The organism is Thalassotalea sp. HSM 43 (genome assembly GCF_004752005.1).
Taxonomy (GTDB): Bacteria; Pseudomonadota; Gammaproteobacteria; order Enterobacterales; family Alteromonadaceae; genus Thalassotalea_A.
The window spans coordinates 1,869,104-1,886,537 of sequence record NZ_CP038493.1; the positions used below are offsets into that span (position 1 = coordinate 1,869,104).

General features: G+C 44.8%; 11 protein-coding genes. 5 read left to right on the top strand and 6 right to left on the bottom strand.

Features of this window, described 5'->3' with window-relative positions:
* Nucleotides 1-168: 168 nt before the first annotated feature.
* The gene (locus tag E2K93_RS07940; RefSeq protein WP_135438586.1) at nt 169-948 is read left to right on the top strand and encodes a hypothetical protein; all 780 of its coding nucleotides are present in this window, start codon (nt 169-171) and stop codon (nt 946-948) included.
* A 38-nt stretch (nt 949-986) separates the two neighbouring features.
* Here E2K93_RS07940 and E2K93_RS07945 read toward each other — a convergent pair whose 3' ends face one another.
* The 6 genes from E2K93_RS07945 to pulA all read right to left on the bottom strand — a co-directional run bounded on the left by E2K93_RS07945 (nt 987) and on the right by pulA (nt 10,139).
* Complete coding sequence (locus E2K93_RS07945; RefSeq protein WP_416316109.1) at nt 987-1,865, bottom strand: spermidine synthase; 879 nt, start codon at nt 1,863-1,865, stop codon at nt 987-989.
* Nucleotides 1,852-2,484: a fused MFS/spermidine synthase gene (locus tag E2K93_RS07950; RefSeq protein WP_135438588.1), complete on the bottom strand. Its 633-nt coding sequence runs from the start codon at nt 2,482-2,484 to the stop codon at nt 1,852-1,854. The genes E2K93_RS07945 and E2K93_RS07950 overlap by 14 nt, the downstream gene beginning before the upstream one ends.
* A gap of 149 nt (nt 2,485-2,633) precedes the next feature.
* Nucleotides 2,634-3,665 carry a LacI family DNA-binding transcriptional regulator gene (locus E2K93_RS07955; RefSeq protein WP_135438589.1) on the bottom strand — a complete coding sequence of 344 codons (1,032 nt, stop codon included), beginning with the start codon at nt 3,663-3,665 and terminating at the stop codon, nt 2,634-2,636.
* Nucleotides 3,666-3,796: 131 nt separating this feature from the next.
* Complete coding sequence (locus E2K93_RS07960) at nt 3,797-5,254, bottom strand: MFS transporter (protein WP_135438590.1); 1,458 nt, start codon at nt 5,252-5,254, stop codon at nt 3,797-3,799.
* Between the two features lie 26 nt (nt 5,255-5,280).
* Nucleotides 5,281-7,338 (bottom strand): glycoside hydrolase family 97 protein, encoded by a 2,058-nt coding sequence (locus E2K93_RS07965; protein WP_135438591.1) that lies wholly within the window; start codon nt 7,336-7,338, stop codon nt 5,281-5,283.
* A gap of 17 nt (nt 7,339-7,355) precedes the next feature.
* Nucleotides 7,356-10,139: a pullulanase-type alpha-1,6-glucosidase gene (gene pulA, locus E2K93_RS07970; protein WP_135438592.1), complete on the bottom strand. Its 2,784-nt coding sequence runs from the start codon at nt 10,137-10,139 to the stop codon at nt 7,356-7,358.
* Nucleotides 10,140-10,570: 431 nt separating this feature from the next.
* Here pulA and E2K93_RS07975 point away from each other — a divergent pair, with 431 nt between their 5' ends.
* From E2K93_RS07975 to E2K93_RS07990, 4 genes are all read left to right on the top strand, one after another.
* The gene (locus tag E2K93_RS07975; RefSeq protein ID WP_135438593.1) at nt 10,571-13,327 is read left to right on the top strand and encodes a TonB-dependent receptor; all 2,757 of its coding nucleotides are present in this window, start codon (nt 10,571-10,573) and stop codon (nt 13,325-13,327) included.
* A 117-nt stretch (nt 13,328-13,444) separates the two neighbouring features.
* Nucleotides 13,445-14,935, top strand: coding sequence for a tryptophan halogenase family protein (locus tag E2K93_RS07980; RefSeq protein ID WP_135438594.1), 1,491 nt, complete (start codon nt 13,445-13,447; stop codon nt 14,933-14,935).
* Nucleotide 14,936: 1 nt separating this feature from the next.
* Nucleotides 14,937-16,442 carry a tryptophan halogenase family protein gene (locus E2K93_RS07985; RefSeq protein ID WP_135438595.1) on the top strand — a complete coding sequence of 502 codons (1,506 nt, stop codon included), beginning with the start codon at nt 14,937-14,939 and terminating at the stop codon, nt 16,440-16,442.
* Nucleotides 16,443-16,453: 11 nt separating this feature from the next.
* Nucleotides 16,454-17,371: an aldo/keto reductase gene (locus E2K93_RS07990; RefSeq protein ID WP_135438596.1), complete on the top strand. Its 918-nt coding sequence runs from the start codon at nt 16,454-16,456 to the stop codon at nt 17,369-17,371.
* Nucleotides 17,372-17,434 lie beyond the last annotated feature (63 nt).

The following is a 17,434-nucleotide window of genomic DNA, read 5'->3' on the forward strand; positions in this document are numbered from 1 at the left end:
CTTACAAAAATTCACAGAGTTAATTTATAAATTTTCTTTACCGGTTGTTAAAAAGCCTGTTATAAGTTTAAGGGGCATCAGGATCCTTTGATGCTTGGATATTAATATAGCAAAAGCTGATAATTCTGGATGATAATCTGCTATGTATTGTCAGAAATCGAGGTGGCTATGAAAAAAGTACTGATTTTGTTATTGCTATTAATAATCAGTGCTGCAGTTTGGTGGCAGTATCAACAGCAATCGGCAGAGCAAGAGATTGATCTTGGTGAAGCCATTGAAGATATCGAAGAAGACATCGAAGAAGTCATCGACGACATAGTCGAAGACGAATCATTTTCGCAGTCAGCAAAAAGCAAAGCTGAGCCGAAAAAAAACCAAAAGCCCATCAAGCCTAAATTAAAAACCTCAATCGAATCAATGTACTCACAAGCATTCGAACCACAAATTGCCTATATCGAATCGCGCAGTAATCTGTTTGAACTAGCGAAACGCAGTGAGCATCAAATTGAGCTAGATGCGTTACAGTTTAATCCTTACTTCGGCTTGGAAGCTGAATTTGCTAACCTAAATGTGGCTCACAAAGGTCAAGAAGGTGTGCTCGATAAAGCCAGCGAAGTCAACTATCGCAAGGGCACCGAATCGGCGGCGTTATTACTGAATATCAAAGGCATTTTACCGCTGACCAATAAATCAGCGATATTTGCCAAAGTCGGTCTAAATAGCTGGCAGATAGAAGAATCGCAACTAAACGGTGGTCAAGTGGCGGCAAATCGTGGTTATGGTCCAGCCAATTTTGGTGTCAACAGCAACCAAGGCACCGATGTTTTTTACGGCGTAGGGTATCAATATACCTACGAACAATATGTATTCTCTTCAGAAGTGAAAGTATTTGAAATTGAAGGGGAAACTTACGAAATTTATACCATAGGTGGTGGTTTTAGATTCTAGAGCTGAGTGCTCCAGAATCTAACCATATGGATTTCATTTTACAGCAGGTTGGCTGGCGAATATTGGTCGGTCAGTACTCTGACATCCTCATCGACATCATCGTTTAATTCCATTAACGCCAATACCGTATTGATATCAACGCCATAAGGGCGCAACGAGATTTTTAGCTGCTCAATGGCTTTACTGACATCGCGCGATTTGCTGTTATTGGTGGCAACAATCACGCGATTGCCACGTTTAAAGCCTTTTTCGATTTCATAAAAACTGCCAAACACTGCATGATAGGTGGCGGTTTCATGATCATAAAGCTTGCTTGATGAAAAGGTGTTGGCAATCAGCACACCATTTTCAGATAACACGCCTTGAGTTTCCTGCAAAAACTCTTTGGTTAACAGGTGTTCTGGGATGTATTCACCATTGAACGCATCGAGGATAACAACATCATATTGCTGCTCTTTACGTAACGCTCGTTTGATAAAAATACGGCCGTCTTGTGGGTAGCTTTTTACCTGCTCTGATTCTCTAAAATCAAAATACTTGCGCGCAACTTTGATCACCGCAGGGTCAATCTCAACGTTATCAATAACGATACCAGGATACATTTGCGCCAAGGTATTGGACAAGGTGCCGCCACCTAATCCTATGATAAGCACGCGCTTAGGATTAGGGTGAAATACCAAGGCTGCCATCATGTATTTTGTGTAATCAAACACCAATGTATCTGGGCTTGCCATATTGATACAGGATTGGCTTGAGGTTTTACGTTTTACCGAAAACTTTAAACAACGCAAATCGCCTTGCTCGTCCACCAAAATATTACGATATAAAGAGCGCTCTTCGCTGATCACCTTAGCTTGAGCGCTACTGATCACCATAAAGGTGAAAACCAGCAGGGCCAAAGATTTAGTTTTTAACAAGAACTTGCGCATCTTTTCCTTCCAAATGATTCAGACTAATGGCGGCAATACCGAGTGCCACCAACAATAAACAGAAGCTGATTATAATGGTGTTTACTTCAAACCATAACACCAGATAAAACGATGTTGCCAAGGTTCCTAAGGCAGAGCCTAACGTCGACACGAAATACAGAACACCGGCGACTTGGCCACTTTCATGCTCATTGGTGACCAATAAGCGTACCGAATATGGCGATATCATGCCTAAAATCACCGTCGGTATAAAAAATAATAAGGTCGAAGCGATTAACGAGCCATAACGCGCGTCTTCTATTCGATCAAATACCCATTCCAACATCGGCAATGCCGCCATTATCAGCGGTAATAACATCGCGCCTGCGGCGATAAAAATAGTGCCATATTTTTTCAAGTTAGGCTGATGCAAAGACAGTCGACCACCGAGCAAATAGCCTAATGATAAGGCCAACATAAACACGGTGATAATACTGCCCCAAACATGAACGCTGGAACCAAAATATGGTGCAAGAATACGACCTCCAAGAAGCTCGATACCCATGATCGAGAAGCCGCTGGAAAACGCGAGAACATATACGAAATAATTATGCCAACGAGATTGCATTGTCTTTAATGAACTACCTAGTTTTTAATACTATGCATCAAGACTACCAGAGAAAACAGGGGAACAAAACCGTTAAGTAAACGAGTTGTAAAAAGACTTTTGCCAAGCCGTTACAGCTTGGCCAGTTATTAGCAAAACATGTTTGATGATTATTTCGCTAGCGAGGAATCGCGCACCACCAATTGACTTGGTAACAGGGTGGTTTGCGGTGGTTGACCGTTGATCAAGCCTAAGACATTGTCCACCAACATTTCACCAGCCAATAAGGTGTCTTGTTTGGCGGTGGTTAAACTTGGTCTGGTAAACTGGGCAATGGCAATATCATCAAAACCGGCGACGGCAATATCTTCTGGCACCTGTAGACCTTTTTCGCGAATCGCACGGATAGCACCAATGGCAATCAAGTCACTGGCAGCAAACAAGGCATCAATCGACTTATCCGACTCTAACAACGCCATGGTTGCCGCAAAGCCAGCTTCTTCGGTCGAAATCGCATCACGCTGCAGTTCCGCGTCTACTTGTATGCCAGCATCACTAAGGGCTTGGCAATGACCTTTGTAACGGTCAAAAAACTCCGGAGCACGACGCGATGCGGTGCCAACAAACGCACAGGTTTTACGATTTTGTTTTAATAGGTGTTCAGTAACTTGATAGCCACCATGCACGTTATCGCAACCTAAGGTGGCGATATTCATGTCTTTTACTTCGGCTCCCCAGCGCACAAAATGCGTACCTTGCGCGTGCAGCTGTACCAGCTTTTCCTTGTAATCAACGTAATCACCATAGCCAAGCAATATAATACCATCGGCTTTATTGGTGTCTTCGTAATCAGAATGCCAGTCACTATCCATCTGCTGAAACGATACCAATAAATCGTAGCCACGATGAGCTGAGGCACGGGTAATACTGCCAAGCATGGTCATGAAAAAGGGGTTAATTTGTGAATCGTCTGAGGTTGGGTCTTCAAACAACAGCAACGCAAGGGTTTTGCTTTCCTGTGAGCGCAAACTACTGGCGTTTTTATCCACTTTATAGTTGAGCTCTTTGGCGATCGCTTGAATTTTTAGTCGAGTTTCCTCGTTCACCAGCGGACTATTACGCAAGGCGCGCGAAACTGTCGATTGGGAAACACCCGCACGATAGGCAATATCAAAGGAAGTAGCTTTGGAACCTGATTTCACGAATTATCTACAGCAATTACAAACTGAGAAAATAGTAACTGAGAAAAATTCAATTGTATAGCTTTACATATCAAGGGGTCAGAACACTTGAAATTTCATCTGTTCTGACCCCTTGAAAATGGAAGGGGGTATTATTCTGCGTCGTGTTCTTTTACTAGGAATACCGACAATGATGCGAGCACCATAGATACACCGGCCAACATAATGATATAGATAGCTTCATTATCAAACACCGAGCTTAAAATCCAACCGGAGAAGATACCAGAAACGATTTGCGGTGCCGCGATGGTGAAATTGAAAATCCCCATATAGACACCGGTTTTACTGGCAGGCAAAGAACCGGCTAGAATCGCATAAGGCATTGCTAGGATAGCCGCCCAAGAAATACCAACACCAATCATAGGTAATAATAAGCTGACCGCAGCTTCTGGCACTTCAACCGAGGTGATCAGTAAATCAACCATCACTGGTTGCGGGTTATCAAACGCCATAAATCCAAAGTATCCTAGGGCACCGGCCATTAATGACATTGAGTACACCAATTTACGACCGAATTTGTCAGCAAGCTTTGATAACACCACGGAAAATACCGCGGCAAACAAAGAATAAGCGGCAAAGATAATACCAACCCAATCACCGGCTGCGCCTTTCGCCGCGGCAATATGTTGTGGCACGCTACCGACCGACTCAAGATAGGCAGGGTCAAACCATTTTGCTTCGACACCCCAAATATACTGAGTGATCGCCGGCATCGAGTAAACCCACATAATGAACAACGCAAACCAAGAAAAGAACTGTACCACCGCCAATTGACGCATGGTATCTGGCATGGTTTTCATTAACTGCCAAAATCCGACTAAACGCTCAGCGATTGATTTTTTCTCAGCGTGCTCTTTTGCCACAGCCTCATGGTCTTCACCACGATACGCATAATAATCTTTTGGCTCATACTCTTTGGTACGGAACGTGGTCCACAATACCGAACCAAGTAATACCGTCGCACCGATGTAAAATGCCCAGGTTACCGATGGCGCAACTTGACCAACTTCGGCGGTGTTTTCAAGGCCAACAACATTGGTCAAAACGAACGGTAAGATCGAACCAATAACCGCACCAATGTTAATCAGTAAGGCTTGGATAGAGTAACCTTTGTTACGTTGTTTGGCAGGCACCATATCCGATACCAGTGATCGGAACGGTTGGAAGCTCAAATTAAATGACGCATCCATAAACGCCAAGATTAGCGCACCAAACAACATTGGCGCCATAAAGGCTACCACCATCGACGCATTTGGCATCAAAATCATACCTAATGCTGCACATATTGCACCGGCAAGAATATATGGCTTACGACGGCCGACGCGATTCCAGGTGCGATCCGAGGCGGCACCGACGATAGGTTGAACAATCAAGCCCATAATCGGCGCGACTAACCAAAACAGTGACAGAGAATGCAGGTCAGCACCAAGATCCGACAGGATACGGCTAACGTTGGCGTTTTGCAGGGCGAAACCAAATTGCACACCTAGAAAGCCAAAACTGACATTCCAAAGCTGCCAAAACGATAATTGCGGTTTTTCTTTATTCATTAGCTCATACTTCTGATTATTGTTTGTTACTGCGCCACTTTAAAGCGGATCGCAAAGCCACCACTGGCAGCCATATTTAATGTTAATGTTTCTGTGCTGGTGACCGGCTTTTGCTCAATAACCATCTCATAAGGATTGGTTTCCCAATGCGCCTTGTCACCATCACGATAAATTTCAGCGATATAGCGCGTGTCTTTCGCAAGAAAATCTAAGTCTAGGGTAAACGCTCGCGCCTGTTCATCAGACAAGCCACCAACAAACCATTCTTCGCCATCGCGTTGTTGACGAGCAAACACCACATAATCACCGATTTCCCCAGCCAGCGCAACGGACTCTTGCCAATCTGTTGGCACATCACGAATAAACTGAAAGGCGTCTAATTTTGCTTGGTAATTACGCGGTAAATCGGCCGCCATTTGAATAGGACTATACAATACAACATATAATGCCAGCTGTTTAGCCAGCGTGGTTTGTGGTCGATCTGAGTCTTTGTCTAAGCCATTAAAGCCCATATCAAAGATACCCGGAGTGAAATCCATAGGGCCGGCTAACATGCGAGTGAATGGCAATATCGCCGTATGTTCAGGCGGATTTGGCGGACTGCCCCAAGCGTTAAACTCTTGGCCTCGGGCACCTTCACGGGCGATCCAGTTAGGGTATGTACGGCGCAATCCGGTATCTTTTACCGGTTCATGGGTATTGATACTGATGTTACGCTTTGCCGCTTGCTCAATGTTGTAGAGGTATTCACCCACCATAAACTGGCCATCGTGCCATTCTTTATAGACCACACCATTTTCATCAACACGTTTGATGTTGCCACCGTCTGCAACATAGCCGGTTTTAACTTGTTCAACACCGATGTCGGCATACAAATCAAAGGCATCTTGCATTTGATTGCGGTAATTGGTGACATTGCCTGAGGTTTCGTGGTGACCAATCAGTTTAACGCCCGTCTTTTTACTGTGTGCTTTGATTTGCTCGATATCAAAATCAGGGTAAGGCTCGGTAAAGCTGAACACATCACCATTAAAGAACCAGTTACCGTCCCAACCTACATTCCAGCCTTCAACTAAAACGCCATCAAAACCATATTTAGCGGCAAAGTCCATGTAGCGCTTCACTTCACTGGTGGTTGCACCATGAGTGTCGCCACTGCCCCAGGTATTTTCTTTAACGTGCATGCCCCACCAAATACCAATGTATTTGCCCGGGTTAACCCAACTGACATCGCCAAGCTTATTTGGCTCATTAAGGTTGAGAATCAAGTCAGAATTTAACAGGCCGGTGGCCTTATCGCTGATCTGAATGGTGCGCCAAGGGGTTTTAAAGTCGGTTGTTGTTTTTACCAAGATGCCATCTGACCACGGTGCTAAATCGGCTTTAAAAGTGCCAGGACGACGTTGATCTAAAGACATACCCGCGTAATCTATCAGTGCGGCTTCATGGATGCTGATGTGCACACCATTGGCCATTTTCATCGTAAACGGCGTATGCGCGCGGTCTACATCCTTAATGCTGCTGGTGTTATAGACGTATTCGTAACGATTCCAACCACGACTCGGAATCCAATATGCGGTGCCGTCTGTCGCCGCTTGTTGGCCCAAATTAAATTCCGTTAATTCGTTAATAATAGCGACGCTATCTAAACCAGCTTGCTTGCCGACTTCATAACGAAAGCCAACACCATCATCAAACACACGAATTCGCAGTTTATATTCATTAACGGTGTCACGCTCATGGCTCAAGGTCAGCAATAATTCATTATGGTGATCGGTGACCGTTTTGCGCTCGCCCCAAGGCTGTTGCCAGTCTTGTTTGACTGCAACGGTTTTACTGTCGCTGATTCGAAAACCTTCGGTGAGGCCATGATTGTCTTTAAACATCATGCCCAAATTTGAGGCGTCAATTACCGTCTTACCTTGAAAGTCGACTTGGTACTGCACCATAGCCGCGTCATCAGACACGCTAAAACGTAACTCGCCATCAGGCGAGTCTACCGCGACGGTTTTTGCTAAGGTTTGCGATGTCATTAACAGGCTTGTTAACGTCAACGCCAGTGTCGCTTTGCTTACAGTCATCATTGCTTATCTCCCTGACATTATTTACGTACAAATACCGCGGCGCTGAATTTCTCAACTCGAAAGCTGTCGCCTTGTGCTGCATGTTGCTGGGCTAATGCGTCGCTGCTTTGTTGCAAAACCGGATGCAAGCTAAACTCCGCAGCACCTTGATACGCAAACGTTTGTGTTGTTGGCGACGAATTAAAAATCACTATCATCTGTTGATAGTCTGGGTCGATGTCATCACTATCCGTAAGCTGCATGACGATAAGGCCTGGGGTTTGTTCACTACCGGTATTTAAAAAGCGCAATTGCGCGTTAATTTGCTCGGCACTGCTTAAGCGCAATAGCGGTGATGTCATACGAATCTTCAGTAGATCAATAAATCGCTCTGACATAAAGCTGATGTGTTGCGCATTGACGATATCTCGACCTTGGTTTTGCTCAATAATTTTGCCAATCACTTGCCAATTTTGCTGATCTTTTTCTGCTGGCGGCAAGCCGACATTGTAATTATTACCTTGTTTGCCAAAGTCGACTGCATTGAACCAGTCGCCATAGTCATAACTATCGCGTAAGTAGGATTTCGAGCGCAATAGCTCTGATCCCATATGGATAAATGGTATACCTTGCGCCAACATTGCGTACGACAAACCTAACGCCTGCATACGAACACGGTCTTCGGTACTGGTGGCAAAATGGATACGATATTGGTTGTTATCCCACAATGTTTGGTTATCGTGTTTAGATACATAGTTAATGGTATCGGCTGGATCCAACGCATAACCGCTCGGTTGATCACCATAAGGCACATCGGCACCTGTGACTTGCTTGTCATTGCGATCAACAAGAGGATAGCTGGCCAAGTTAGCCGCCAAACCGACACGCAATTGATCGGCAAACAATAAATATTGCTGTAACGAGTCTTGTTCGCTACGCAATTCATTTGGCAGGGTATAAAGACCGTTACCAATACCTTGTTGTTTGCGAATATCATCGCCAGCAGAGGTCATGCCACCACCGCGCACCGCATCACGTAAACGGTCGGTAAAAGTACCAATTTCGGTGCCGCCTAAATTGAGTTGGCTGGCTTGTTCAAAGCGCTTATTATTGGCCACTTCACCAAAATTCCAGCCTTCACCGTAAAAATAGGTATCCGCGTCAACCGCTTGTACCGCTTGACGACTGGCCAGCATGACATCTTTGGGTTGGTGTGCCATTAAATCAAAACGAAAACCGTCAATCTTATAATCACCAGCCCAAACCACTAATGAATCGGTCATCAATTTGGCCATCATCTTGCGCTCGGTCGCGGTATTATCACAACAGGTTGATTGTTCAATGGCACCGGTTACTGGATTAAGGCGCTGATAATAGCCCGGTACAATTTTATCGAGTACCGCAGTCGGCTCAAGACCCGCTTGGTGAGTGTGGTTATAGACCACATCCATGATCACTCGAAAGCCCATATTGTGCAGGGTTTGCACCATGTCACGAAATTCAACGATGCGACTTACACCATCAGGGTTTTGCGCATAGCTGCCTTCTGGCACGGTATAGTGAAAGGGATCGTAACCCCAGTTGTAATCATCAACGCTGCGTAACTGACTTACCACCGCCTGCGCGTGTTGCGTTTGGCTGTCATAGCTTTGCAATACGCTTGCAATGGTTTGTGACTTTTCGACGCTTTTATCGCTACAAAGCAGGTGATTTTCTTGAATTTCACATAATTTAGCTACCGTATCGCTCAAACTTACCCGTTGTTCGGTGACTTCGTTTACGGTTCCAATATCAAACGCCGGTAAAAGGTGAATATTGTTCAATCCAGCCTGGCGCAATTGTTGTAAATGACGCGCACCATCACTGTCGGCTTCTTTAAATGCCGCGTATTTACCGCGCACAGCTTCTGACGACAACGTGTTATCTACTGCGCTGAAATCGCGAATATGCAATTCATAAAATACGTTGTCTTCAAAATTTGCCACACTAGGATCGTCTTGCTCATCCCAGCCTTCAGGCTTGCTTGACGCCGAATCTAAGTTGATAACCTGCGAGTGTTCACTGTTAGCTGACAAGCTCAGTGAATACGGGTCGGTAGTGACGATGGTTTCAATATTACCGGTCGCTGGGTGAAACACCTCAATCTGGTACTGATAATAATGCTCGCTCAAATCTTGCTGTGCGGTTGCCTGCCAAACGCCGGTTTGCACATCAAATTGCATGGCAAGCTGCGCCGGTGAATAGCGGGTTTTGTCTTTATTGAACAGTAAGACATCAATCGCACGAGCGGTCGGTGCCCACAATTTAAACTGGGTATTACCGTTTACCACCATACTGCCAAGATCAGTAACCTCGTCAGCGTCATTGTCAGCATTGGTATAAAGTGCATCAATTGCATTACCGGTTTGCACGCGCGTTTTACTAACTAGATTGCCGTTTGTATCACGTACTTGCACAAATAACGGCGCTTTAAGCAATTGCTTTTGTTCACTCAAGCTCGGTTGTTCTGCAAAGCTTAATGCTTGACCATTGGCCACTAGGTGTGGAAACTGCTTCTGCTCACTATCTGACAAGATAGCTGCATTTAGCCTATATTTAACCGCATTTTCACCGCTGTTAACCAATTCATAGCTAACACCTTCGACCTTGTCGCCGTAATAAAACAAACGTTCATTCGACAAAAAATGCCCTTGCGCACCGGTTACTTCAATGGTGTCGCTGGCAACATTTACTGCAGGTTGCTGCTCGTTGGTTGATGGCTTGTCAGAACAGGCTGTGATTGCCGCTAACGCCAATAAACTTATTGATAATTTGTTATGCATCGTCCCCACCACAAAGCATATTTGGTTTTTTCAAAGTGACTCAAGGGTGTTCTATGGCTTGCTATAAATCAACTACATACGTATGCAGTACCATGGCAACTCCCTTAAATCACGCTATTTTCGCTCAAATACACTACACTTACTCGCGAATGTTAAATTACTGTAAACCTTGTAAAAACAAGGTGTATATAAACATGAATACGTATGCATGCAGTTCAATCTGTAACGGTTTGTAACTAGAATCTGCAGCCAATTGGTGTAAGTGCCTGATAATGAATACGTATGCAATCTGTTCATATTGTAATCAATTGTAATTAGAATTAACGAAAATAACTTATTGAATAAAAACATTCGGTAAGGAATACAAAAAATGCTCGTAAAGGGAATACGGGTCAACCAAAACTACCAGGATGGTACGGGGAGATAAAAATATGTTTACTTTCAAGAGGAATAAATTGACCTCTGCTTTGCTTTCGGCAGGCTTAGTGTCAATGAGTTCAATGGCGATTGCTGCTGAAGAAACAGAAGCATTAGCTGAAGAAGATGTAGAAATCATCGAAGTTACCGGTATTCGCGGTAGTCTTCAAAAAGCTCAAGCTATCAAAATGAGCACCAACTCTATCGTTGAAGTTCTTTCAGCAGAAGATATCGGTAAACTACCAGATACCTCAGTAGCAGAATCTTTAGCACGTCTACCAGGTCTAGCCGGTGAACGTCGTAACGGTCGTACAAGTGGTCTATCTGTTCGTGGTTTCAACGAAAACTACGTAGGTACTTCATTAAACGGTCGTGAACTTCTAGGTATGGGTGACAACCGTGGTGTTGAGTATGACCTTTACCCTTCAGAAATCGTAAGCAACGTTGTTGTATACAAGACTCCAGAAGCTGGTCTTGTTGCTCAAGGTATCGGTGGTACGGTTGACCTACAAACTGTTAGCCCACTAAACGCTGACTCTACTTTGGTTGTTAACGCTAACTACGAAGAAAACCAAGAAGACGCTGCTAACCCAGATTTTGACAACGACGGTCACCGTTTCTCTTTAAACTTCGTAGAGCAATTTGCTGATGACACCATTGGTGTTGCATTAGTTCTTGCCACGCAAGAAACACCACGTCAGGAAGAAAACTTCCGCGCATGGGGTTACGCTGATACTGAAGACGGTAACAAAGTTTTAGGTGGTCACGATTCTTATGTTCGTTCTGCACTACTTGAGCGTGACTCAGTTGCAGCTATCATCGAATGGGCGCCAAACGATCGCTTAAACGTGCAACTTGACGCACTATACATCGACTTTGAAGAAAGTGACGCACGTCGCGGTATCGAAGAAGGTGGTCCGGTATGGGGTGGTGTTAACTACACTGCAACTGAAGTTGAAGACGGTCTAGTAACAGCTGGTTACTGGGATGGTTTCCACTCAGTAATCCGTAACGATGCACGTAGCCAAACGTCTGAACTAACCACATTCGGTTTGAACGTTGATTACGCTCTAAACGATGACTGGTCTGTTGAACTTGACGTTTCAACGGGTGAAGTAGACAAAACTATCTTCGACGTAGAAAGCTACTCGGGTGTTGGTCGTGCCGGTGTTGATGGTCGTCCTACGGCAGCGCGCTCTTGGGAAATGACATCATCTGGTGTGTACTACACAGATCACCCAACATTATCTTCTCCAGATTACACAGACGAAAACTTAGTTCGTCTAGCGGGTCCTCAAGCTTGGGGTAACCCAGCTGCTGCACCGTCTGATTCACAAGATGGTTTCGTTAACCGTCCAGAATACGACGAAGACTTAGACAGCGTTCGTTTATCTCTAGCTGGTGTGGTTGAATGGTCAATCATCTCTGGTATTGAAGCTGGCGTAATGTACTCTGACCGCAGCAAATCAAAAACTAACGAAGGTGACTACCTAACTGCACCTGAGTACCCAGGTGACGGTCCAATCCCTAACGTATTAGGTGTTGCAGATCTTGGTTTCATCGGTCTTGGTGGCATCTTGGCATATGACTCATTGGGTCTATACAAGTCTGGTTACTACACTGCAGTTGAAGCATCATTGGTACAAAACGACCGTTTAGGTGATACCTACACAGTTGACGAAGAAATTACCACGTTCTACACCAAGTTAGACCTTGATGCAGAATTCTGGGGCATCTACATGTCAGGTAACTTCGGTATTCAATATGTTGACGTTGACCAAGAATCAACAGGTTTCTCTACTACAAGTGATGAAGTAGGCCGTACGGTAGCCACGCCAGTTTCTGGTGGTGCAAGCTACTCAGACGTACTTCCAACTCTTAACTTGAGCTTTGAAATTGCTGAGAACCAATTTATCCGTACTGCTATGGGTAAAGTACAAACTCGTCCACGTATGGACCAAATGCGTCCTAACAATCAGGCATCATTCTCGTTCAATGATAACCAAATCAATAACCCTGATCCTGAAGGCGGTCCTTGGAGCGGTAGTAAAGGTAACCCAGAGCTTAAGCCTCTAGAAGCGAACCAGTTCGATATCTCTTATGAGAACTACTACGCTGAAGACGGTTTCTTCGCGACGACGTTCTTCTATAAAGATCTAACTAACTGGCACCGTACTGGTAGCACCGTAACTGATTTCTCTGACGTTTACATGCCAGACTTCCACCAAGGTACCGAAGGTCAAGCACCTGCGACTCTTGAAGGTTTGGTTTCTGAAACTCAAGACGGTTTCGAAGGTTTCGTACGTGGTTACGAATTCCAAGCAAGCGTTCCATTACGTTTAGCTGCTGACTTCCTAGAAGGTTTCGGTCTTGTTGCGTCTTACACCTTACTTGACGGTGAACTAGACGACGGTGGTCGTATCCCAGGTCTTTCTGAAGAGACTTACTCACTAACGGCATACTATGAATACGAAGGTTTTGAAGTTCGTGTTTCTGGTACCAAGCGTGATGAGTTCCTAACAGAAACTCGTGGTACTTCACTAGCCCTAGTTGAAACAGAAAACTTAGGTGTTGAAATTTGGGATGCACAAATCGGTTATGACTTCAGCAAGTCTGGTATCGAATGGCTTGACGGCCTACGTGTTACTCTACAAGGTCAAAACCTTACAGATGAAGACGACATCACAGCGCAAGCTGGTGACTCTCGTCAAATCAACACGTTCCAACACTACGGCCGTAACTTCTTGCTAGGCGTGAACTACAAGTTCTAATCTGGCGATGTTATAGTCTAATGGAAAACCTGCTAGGATAACTTCTAGCAGGTTTTTTACTAAATAAAGGTCTAAATCCTTGTTTTTCTTACACCTTGTTAACACGGTATTAATTTCATGAATAAAGCAATTAACAAAGTCGTCATATTAGGTGGTGGTACCGCCGGTTGGATCTCTGCCTCGCTATTGCAAAAGCTTATTGGTCCGCAATTGCAGGTTGAATTAATTGAATCAAATGAAATTGGTACAGTCGGTGTCGGTGAAGCAACCATTCCACCTATTCAAAATTTAAATCAGGTGCTTGGCCTCAATGAAGCCGAGTTTCTGCGCGAAACCAAAGCAACCATCAAACTGGCCATAAAGTTTGAAAACTGGAAAGAGCAAGGCCACAGTTATTATCACACCTTTGGCGCGGCCGGTAAGTCATTAGCATTTTGCCATTTTCATCATCTGTTAAAACGTGCTGGGCAATTAAATGACGACAGTCACCTTTGGCAATACGATTTAAACGCCTTGTGTGCCGAGCAGGGTAAATTTGCTCACATCAAAGCCAAAGATCCTATTTTAGATTTACCTTACGCCTACCATTTTGATGCTGGTTTATACGCCCAATATTTGCGTAAAGTCTCAGAAAAAATGGGCGTTAAGCGCACCGAAGGCACCGTTGTTGACGTCAAACAATGCCAACAAAGTGGCTACATTGAAGAGCTAACCTTAAAAGACGGTCGCAAAGTACAAGGCGACTTATTTATCGATTGTTCTGGCTTTGCCGCTTTATTGATTGAGCAAAAACTATCAACCGGTTATGAAGACTGGAGCCATTGGCTGCGTTGTGATCGTGCGGTGGCCGTTGCCTCAGAGCGTTTTGAACACACCTTGCCATACACGCGTTCCATCGCCCATAAAGGTGGTTGGCAATGGCGCATCCCATTACAACATCGTAATGGTAATGGTCTGGTATTTCAAAGCAATCAATACAGCGAACAAGAAGCCATCGACTTGTTGATGAATAATCTCGACAGTAAGCCTCTGACCGATCCAAAAGTATTGAAATTTAAAACCGGTCGACGTTACCAGCAATGGAATAAAAACGTCATTGCCGTTGGTCTATCCAGTGGCTTTTTAGAACCGTTAGAATCCACCAGTATTCATCTGATTCAATCGGCGATAGTGCGTTTAGTGCACCTATTCCCGCATGCTGGTATTGCCGATACCGATGTCAGCGAATACAACAAACAATCGAAGTTAGAATTTGAACAAATTCGTGATTTCATCATCCTGCATTACCATGTTAATGAGCGCAACGACAGCTTGTTCTGGAAAGACATGCGCAATATGCAAGTGCCAGAAAGCTTGACCCATAAGATTGAATTATTCCGTCAAACCGGTCGTCTGTTTCGTGAACAAAACGATTTGTTCCATGACAGCTCTTGGTTGCAGGTGATGTTAGGTCAGGGCATTATCCCTCAGGATTATCACCCAATCGCCAACACCCTTAGCGATGAGATGTTAAAAACCAACCTACAACGCATCAAGGCAATCAAAAACGAGCCGATTGCGCAATTGCCAAGCCATGATCAGTTCTTAAAAAACTATTGCGGTATGTAACATGAGCAACGACAAAGCGTTTGATATTGTTATTGTTGGCGGTGGTACTGCTGGCTGGATGACAGCAACCTTGATGGCGAAAAAGTGGCAGCATCTGCCAGTACGCATTACCTTGGTCGAGTCGCCAGATGTCAACATCATCGGTGTTGGCGAAGGCTCGACACCAACCTTAAAACGCTTTTTTGAGATTATTGGCGTGGCTGAATCCGAATGGATGGCAAAATGTAACGCCACCTATAAGGTCAATATTCGTTTTGCTGACTGGAGTCCAGCGTCCGGCATCGACAGCTATTGCCACCCGTTTCCAGCACAAGTCGATAGCTTTAGCAGTCGTGCGTTTTTGGTCAATGGCCGTACCCGACGTTTAGGGCTGGATGTAGAAACGCAGCCAGAGAAGTTTTTACTTAATGGTCTGTTAGCCGAGCAAGGCAAAGGGCCATTAACACCGGACAACTTCCCATTCAAAATTGAATACGGTTACCATTTTGATTCTTCATTGCTGGGGCAGTACTTGCGCAGCGTGGCAGAGTCCCTTGGTGTACGATACCAACAATGCCATATCGATCAGGTGCAGCAACAGCCAAACGGCAACATCAGTCGTTTGTGCACTAAACAAGGCGAGACCATAGACGGCGACTTTTTTGTTGATTGCACCGGTTTTGCCTCCTTGTTGATGCAAAAAACCCTTGGCGTTAAATTTAAATCATTTAAAGACAACCTGTTTAATGATTCGGCGGTGGTCATGCCAACACCGATCACTGAGCAGATCCCAAGCGAGACGTTATCAACCGCGTTATCGGCTGGCTGGTGCTGGAAAATCCCGCTGACCAACCGCTTTGGTAATGGCTATGTATTCAGCTCTGATTTTATCAATCAAGATCAAGCCGAAACCGAGTTCCGTCGCCATATTGGCATGCTCGACAGTGAACAAGAGTGCCATCATTTAAAAATGCGAGTCGGCCAAGTCGAAAAACATTGGCATAAAAACGTGTTGGCTATCGGCTTATCACAAGGCTTTATTGAACCGCTCGAAGCAACGGCTTTGCATCTGGTGCAGATTGCCGTCGAGATGTTTATCATCGACATGGAAAAAGGCCAGTTTACCAATCAGCAGCAAGACAGTTACAACCAAAAAGTCAGCGAGCGATTTGAACGCGTGCGCGATTATATTGTCGCTCATTACAAGCTCAACACTCGCAACGACAGCGACTACTGGCGCGCCAATCGCGACAACAATCATCTTTCTGACTCTCTTCTTGGGGTGCTTAAAACCTGGTACAACCGCGAAGATTTGGCGGCAGAGATTGAGCGCCAAAATATCTCCCCTCACTTTGACAGCATGTCATGGAACTGCTTACTGGCAGGTTATGGCGCTTTCCCTAAACTGGCGCCAAACCAACCAGGCCAAGGTGATCTTTACCACGAAAAAAATATCCAAAGCTTTGTACAGGGCTGTGCTTTGAACTTTCAAAGCCATCAGCACAACCTGAAAAGTATCAGTAAATAATAGAGAACCCTATGAAAACCATTCAAATAGGCCATTTAAATCAGCCATCTTCCCGATTAATTTATGGCTGCATGCGCATTAATGGCGATAACTCAGCAGACGCTATTGAGCAAGGTAAAAACGCTATTCGAGCAGCGGTTGACGCTGGATACAACCACTTTGATCATGCTGACATTTACGGCAATGGCGAATGTGAGCGCATTTTTGGTGAAGTGATCAAAGAATCACCTGAGTTGCGCGACCAGTTAATCATCACCTCCAAAGCCGGTATCCGTTTTGCGGGCACTCCAACCGCTGACGATGTTGGTCGTTACGATTTTTCAAAAGAGTACATCACTGCGCAAGTCGAAGCCTCATTACAGCGCTTGAACATTGACGCGTTGGATTTGTTTCTATTGCATCGACCAGATTATTTATTCGACCCACAAGTGGTTGCGGAAACCTTCGAGCAATTAAAACGCCAAGGTAAAGTCAAACAATTCGGTGTCAGTAACTTCAGCCCGTCACAAGTTAGTATGTTGCAATCGTTTAGCACCGAAAAACTGGCGGTAAATCAAGTCGAGATCAACATCCACAACATCAGTGCATTTGAAAATGGCACGTTAGATCAATGCCTTGAAAAACATATGGTACCAATGGCTTGGTGTCCAATTGCTACCGTGGTGTATGAGGCATGGGGTAATACCTTTGATCAAGACACCGTAAACCGCATTCATCAGGAGCTGGATCGTCAAGCGCAATTCTATAACGAAGAAAAATGGATTGTGATCTTAGCCTGGCTGATGATTCATCCTGCCAATATATGTCCTATTGTTGGCTCTACTAACCCTGAGCGCATTAAAGCCGCTACCAGAGCATTAGATATTAAATATCGTCGAGAAGACTGGTATCGCCTGTTACAGGCGCGTAATGGCCAGCCTGTGCCTTAGCCACAACTCAGACACCCAGCGGCGAGCAGATTAATAATAACAACAACGCTCGCTTTTATTTGC

What these genes read in the sequence shown, in the direction of transcription:
- E2K93_RS07940 (WP_135438586.1), top strand. Translation starts at nt 169, where the DNA reads ATGAAAAAAGTACTGATTTTGTTATTGCTATTAATAATCAGTGCTGCA.
- E2K93_RS07950 (WP_135438588.1), bottom strand. Translation starts at nt 2,484, where the DNA reads ATGCAATCTCGTTGGCATAATTATTTCGTATATGTTCTCGCGTTTTCC.
- E2K93_RS07960 (WP_135438590.1), bottom strand. Translation starts at nt 5,254, where the DNA reads ATGAATAAAGAAAAACCGCAATTATCGTTTTGGCAGCTTTGGAATGTC.
- E2K93_RS07965 (WP_135438591.1), bottom strand. Translation starts at nt 7,338, where the DNA reads ATGATGACTGTAAGCAAAGCGACACTGGCGTTGACGTTAACAAGCCTG.
- pulA (WP_135438592.1), bottom strand. Translation starts at nt 10,139, where the DNA reads ATGCATAACAAATTATCAATAAGTTTATTGGCGTTAGCGGCAATCACA.
- E2K93_RS07975 (WP_135438593.1), top strand. Translation starts at nt 10,571, where the DNA reads ATGTTTACTTTCAAGAGGAATAAATTGACCTCTGCTTTGCTTTCGGCA.
- E2K93_RS07980 (WP_135438594.1), top strand. Translation starts at nt 13,445, where the DNA reads ATGAATAAAGCAATTAACAAAGTCGTCATATTAGGTGGTGGTACCGCC.
- E2K93_RS07985 (WP_135438595.1), top strand. Translation starts at nt 14,937, where the DNA reads ATGAGCAACGACAAAGCGTTTGATATTGTTATTGTTGGCGGTGGTACT.
- E2K93_RS07990 (WP_135438596.1), top strand. Translation starts at nt 16,454, where the DNA reads ATGAAAACCATTCAAATAGGCCATTTAAATCAGCCATCTTCCCGATTA.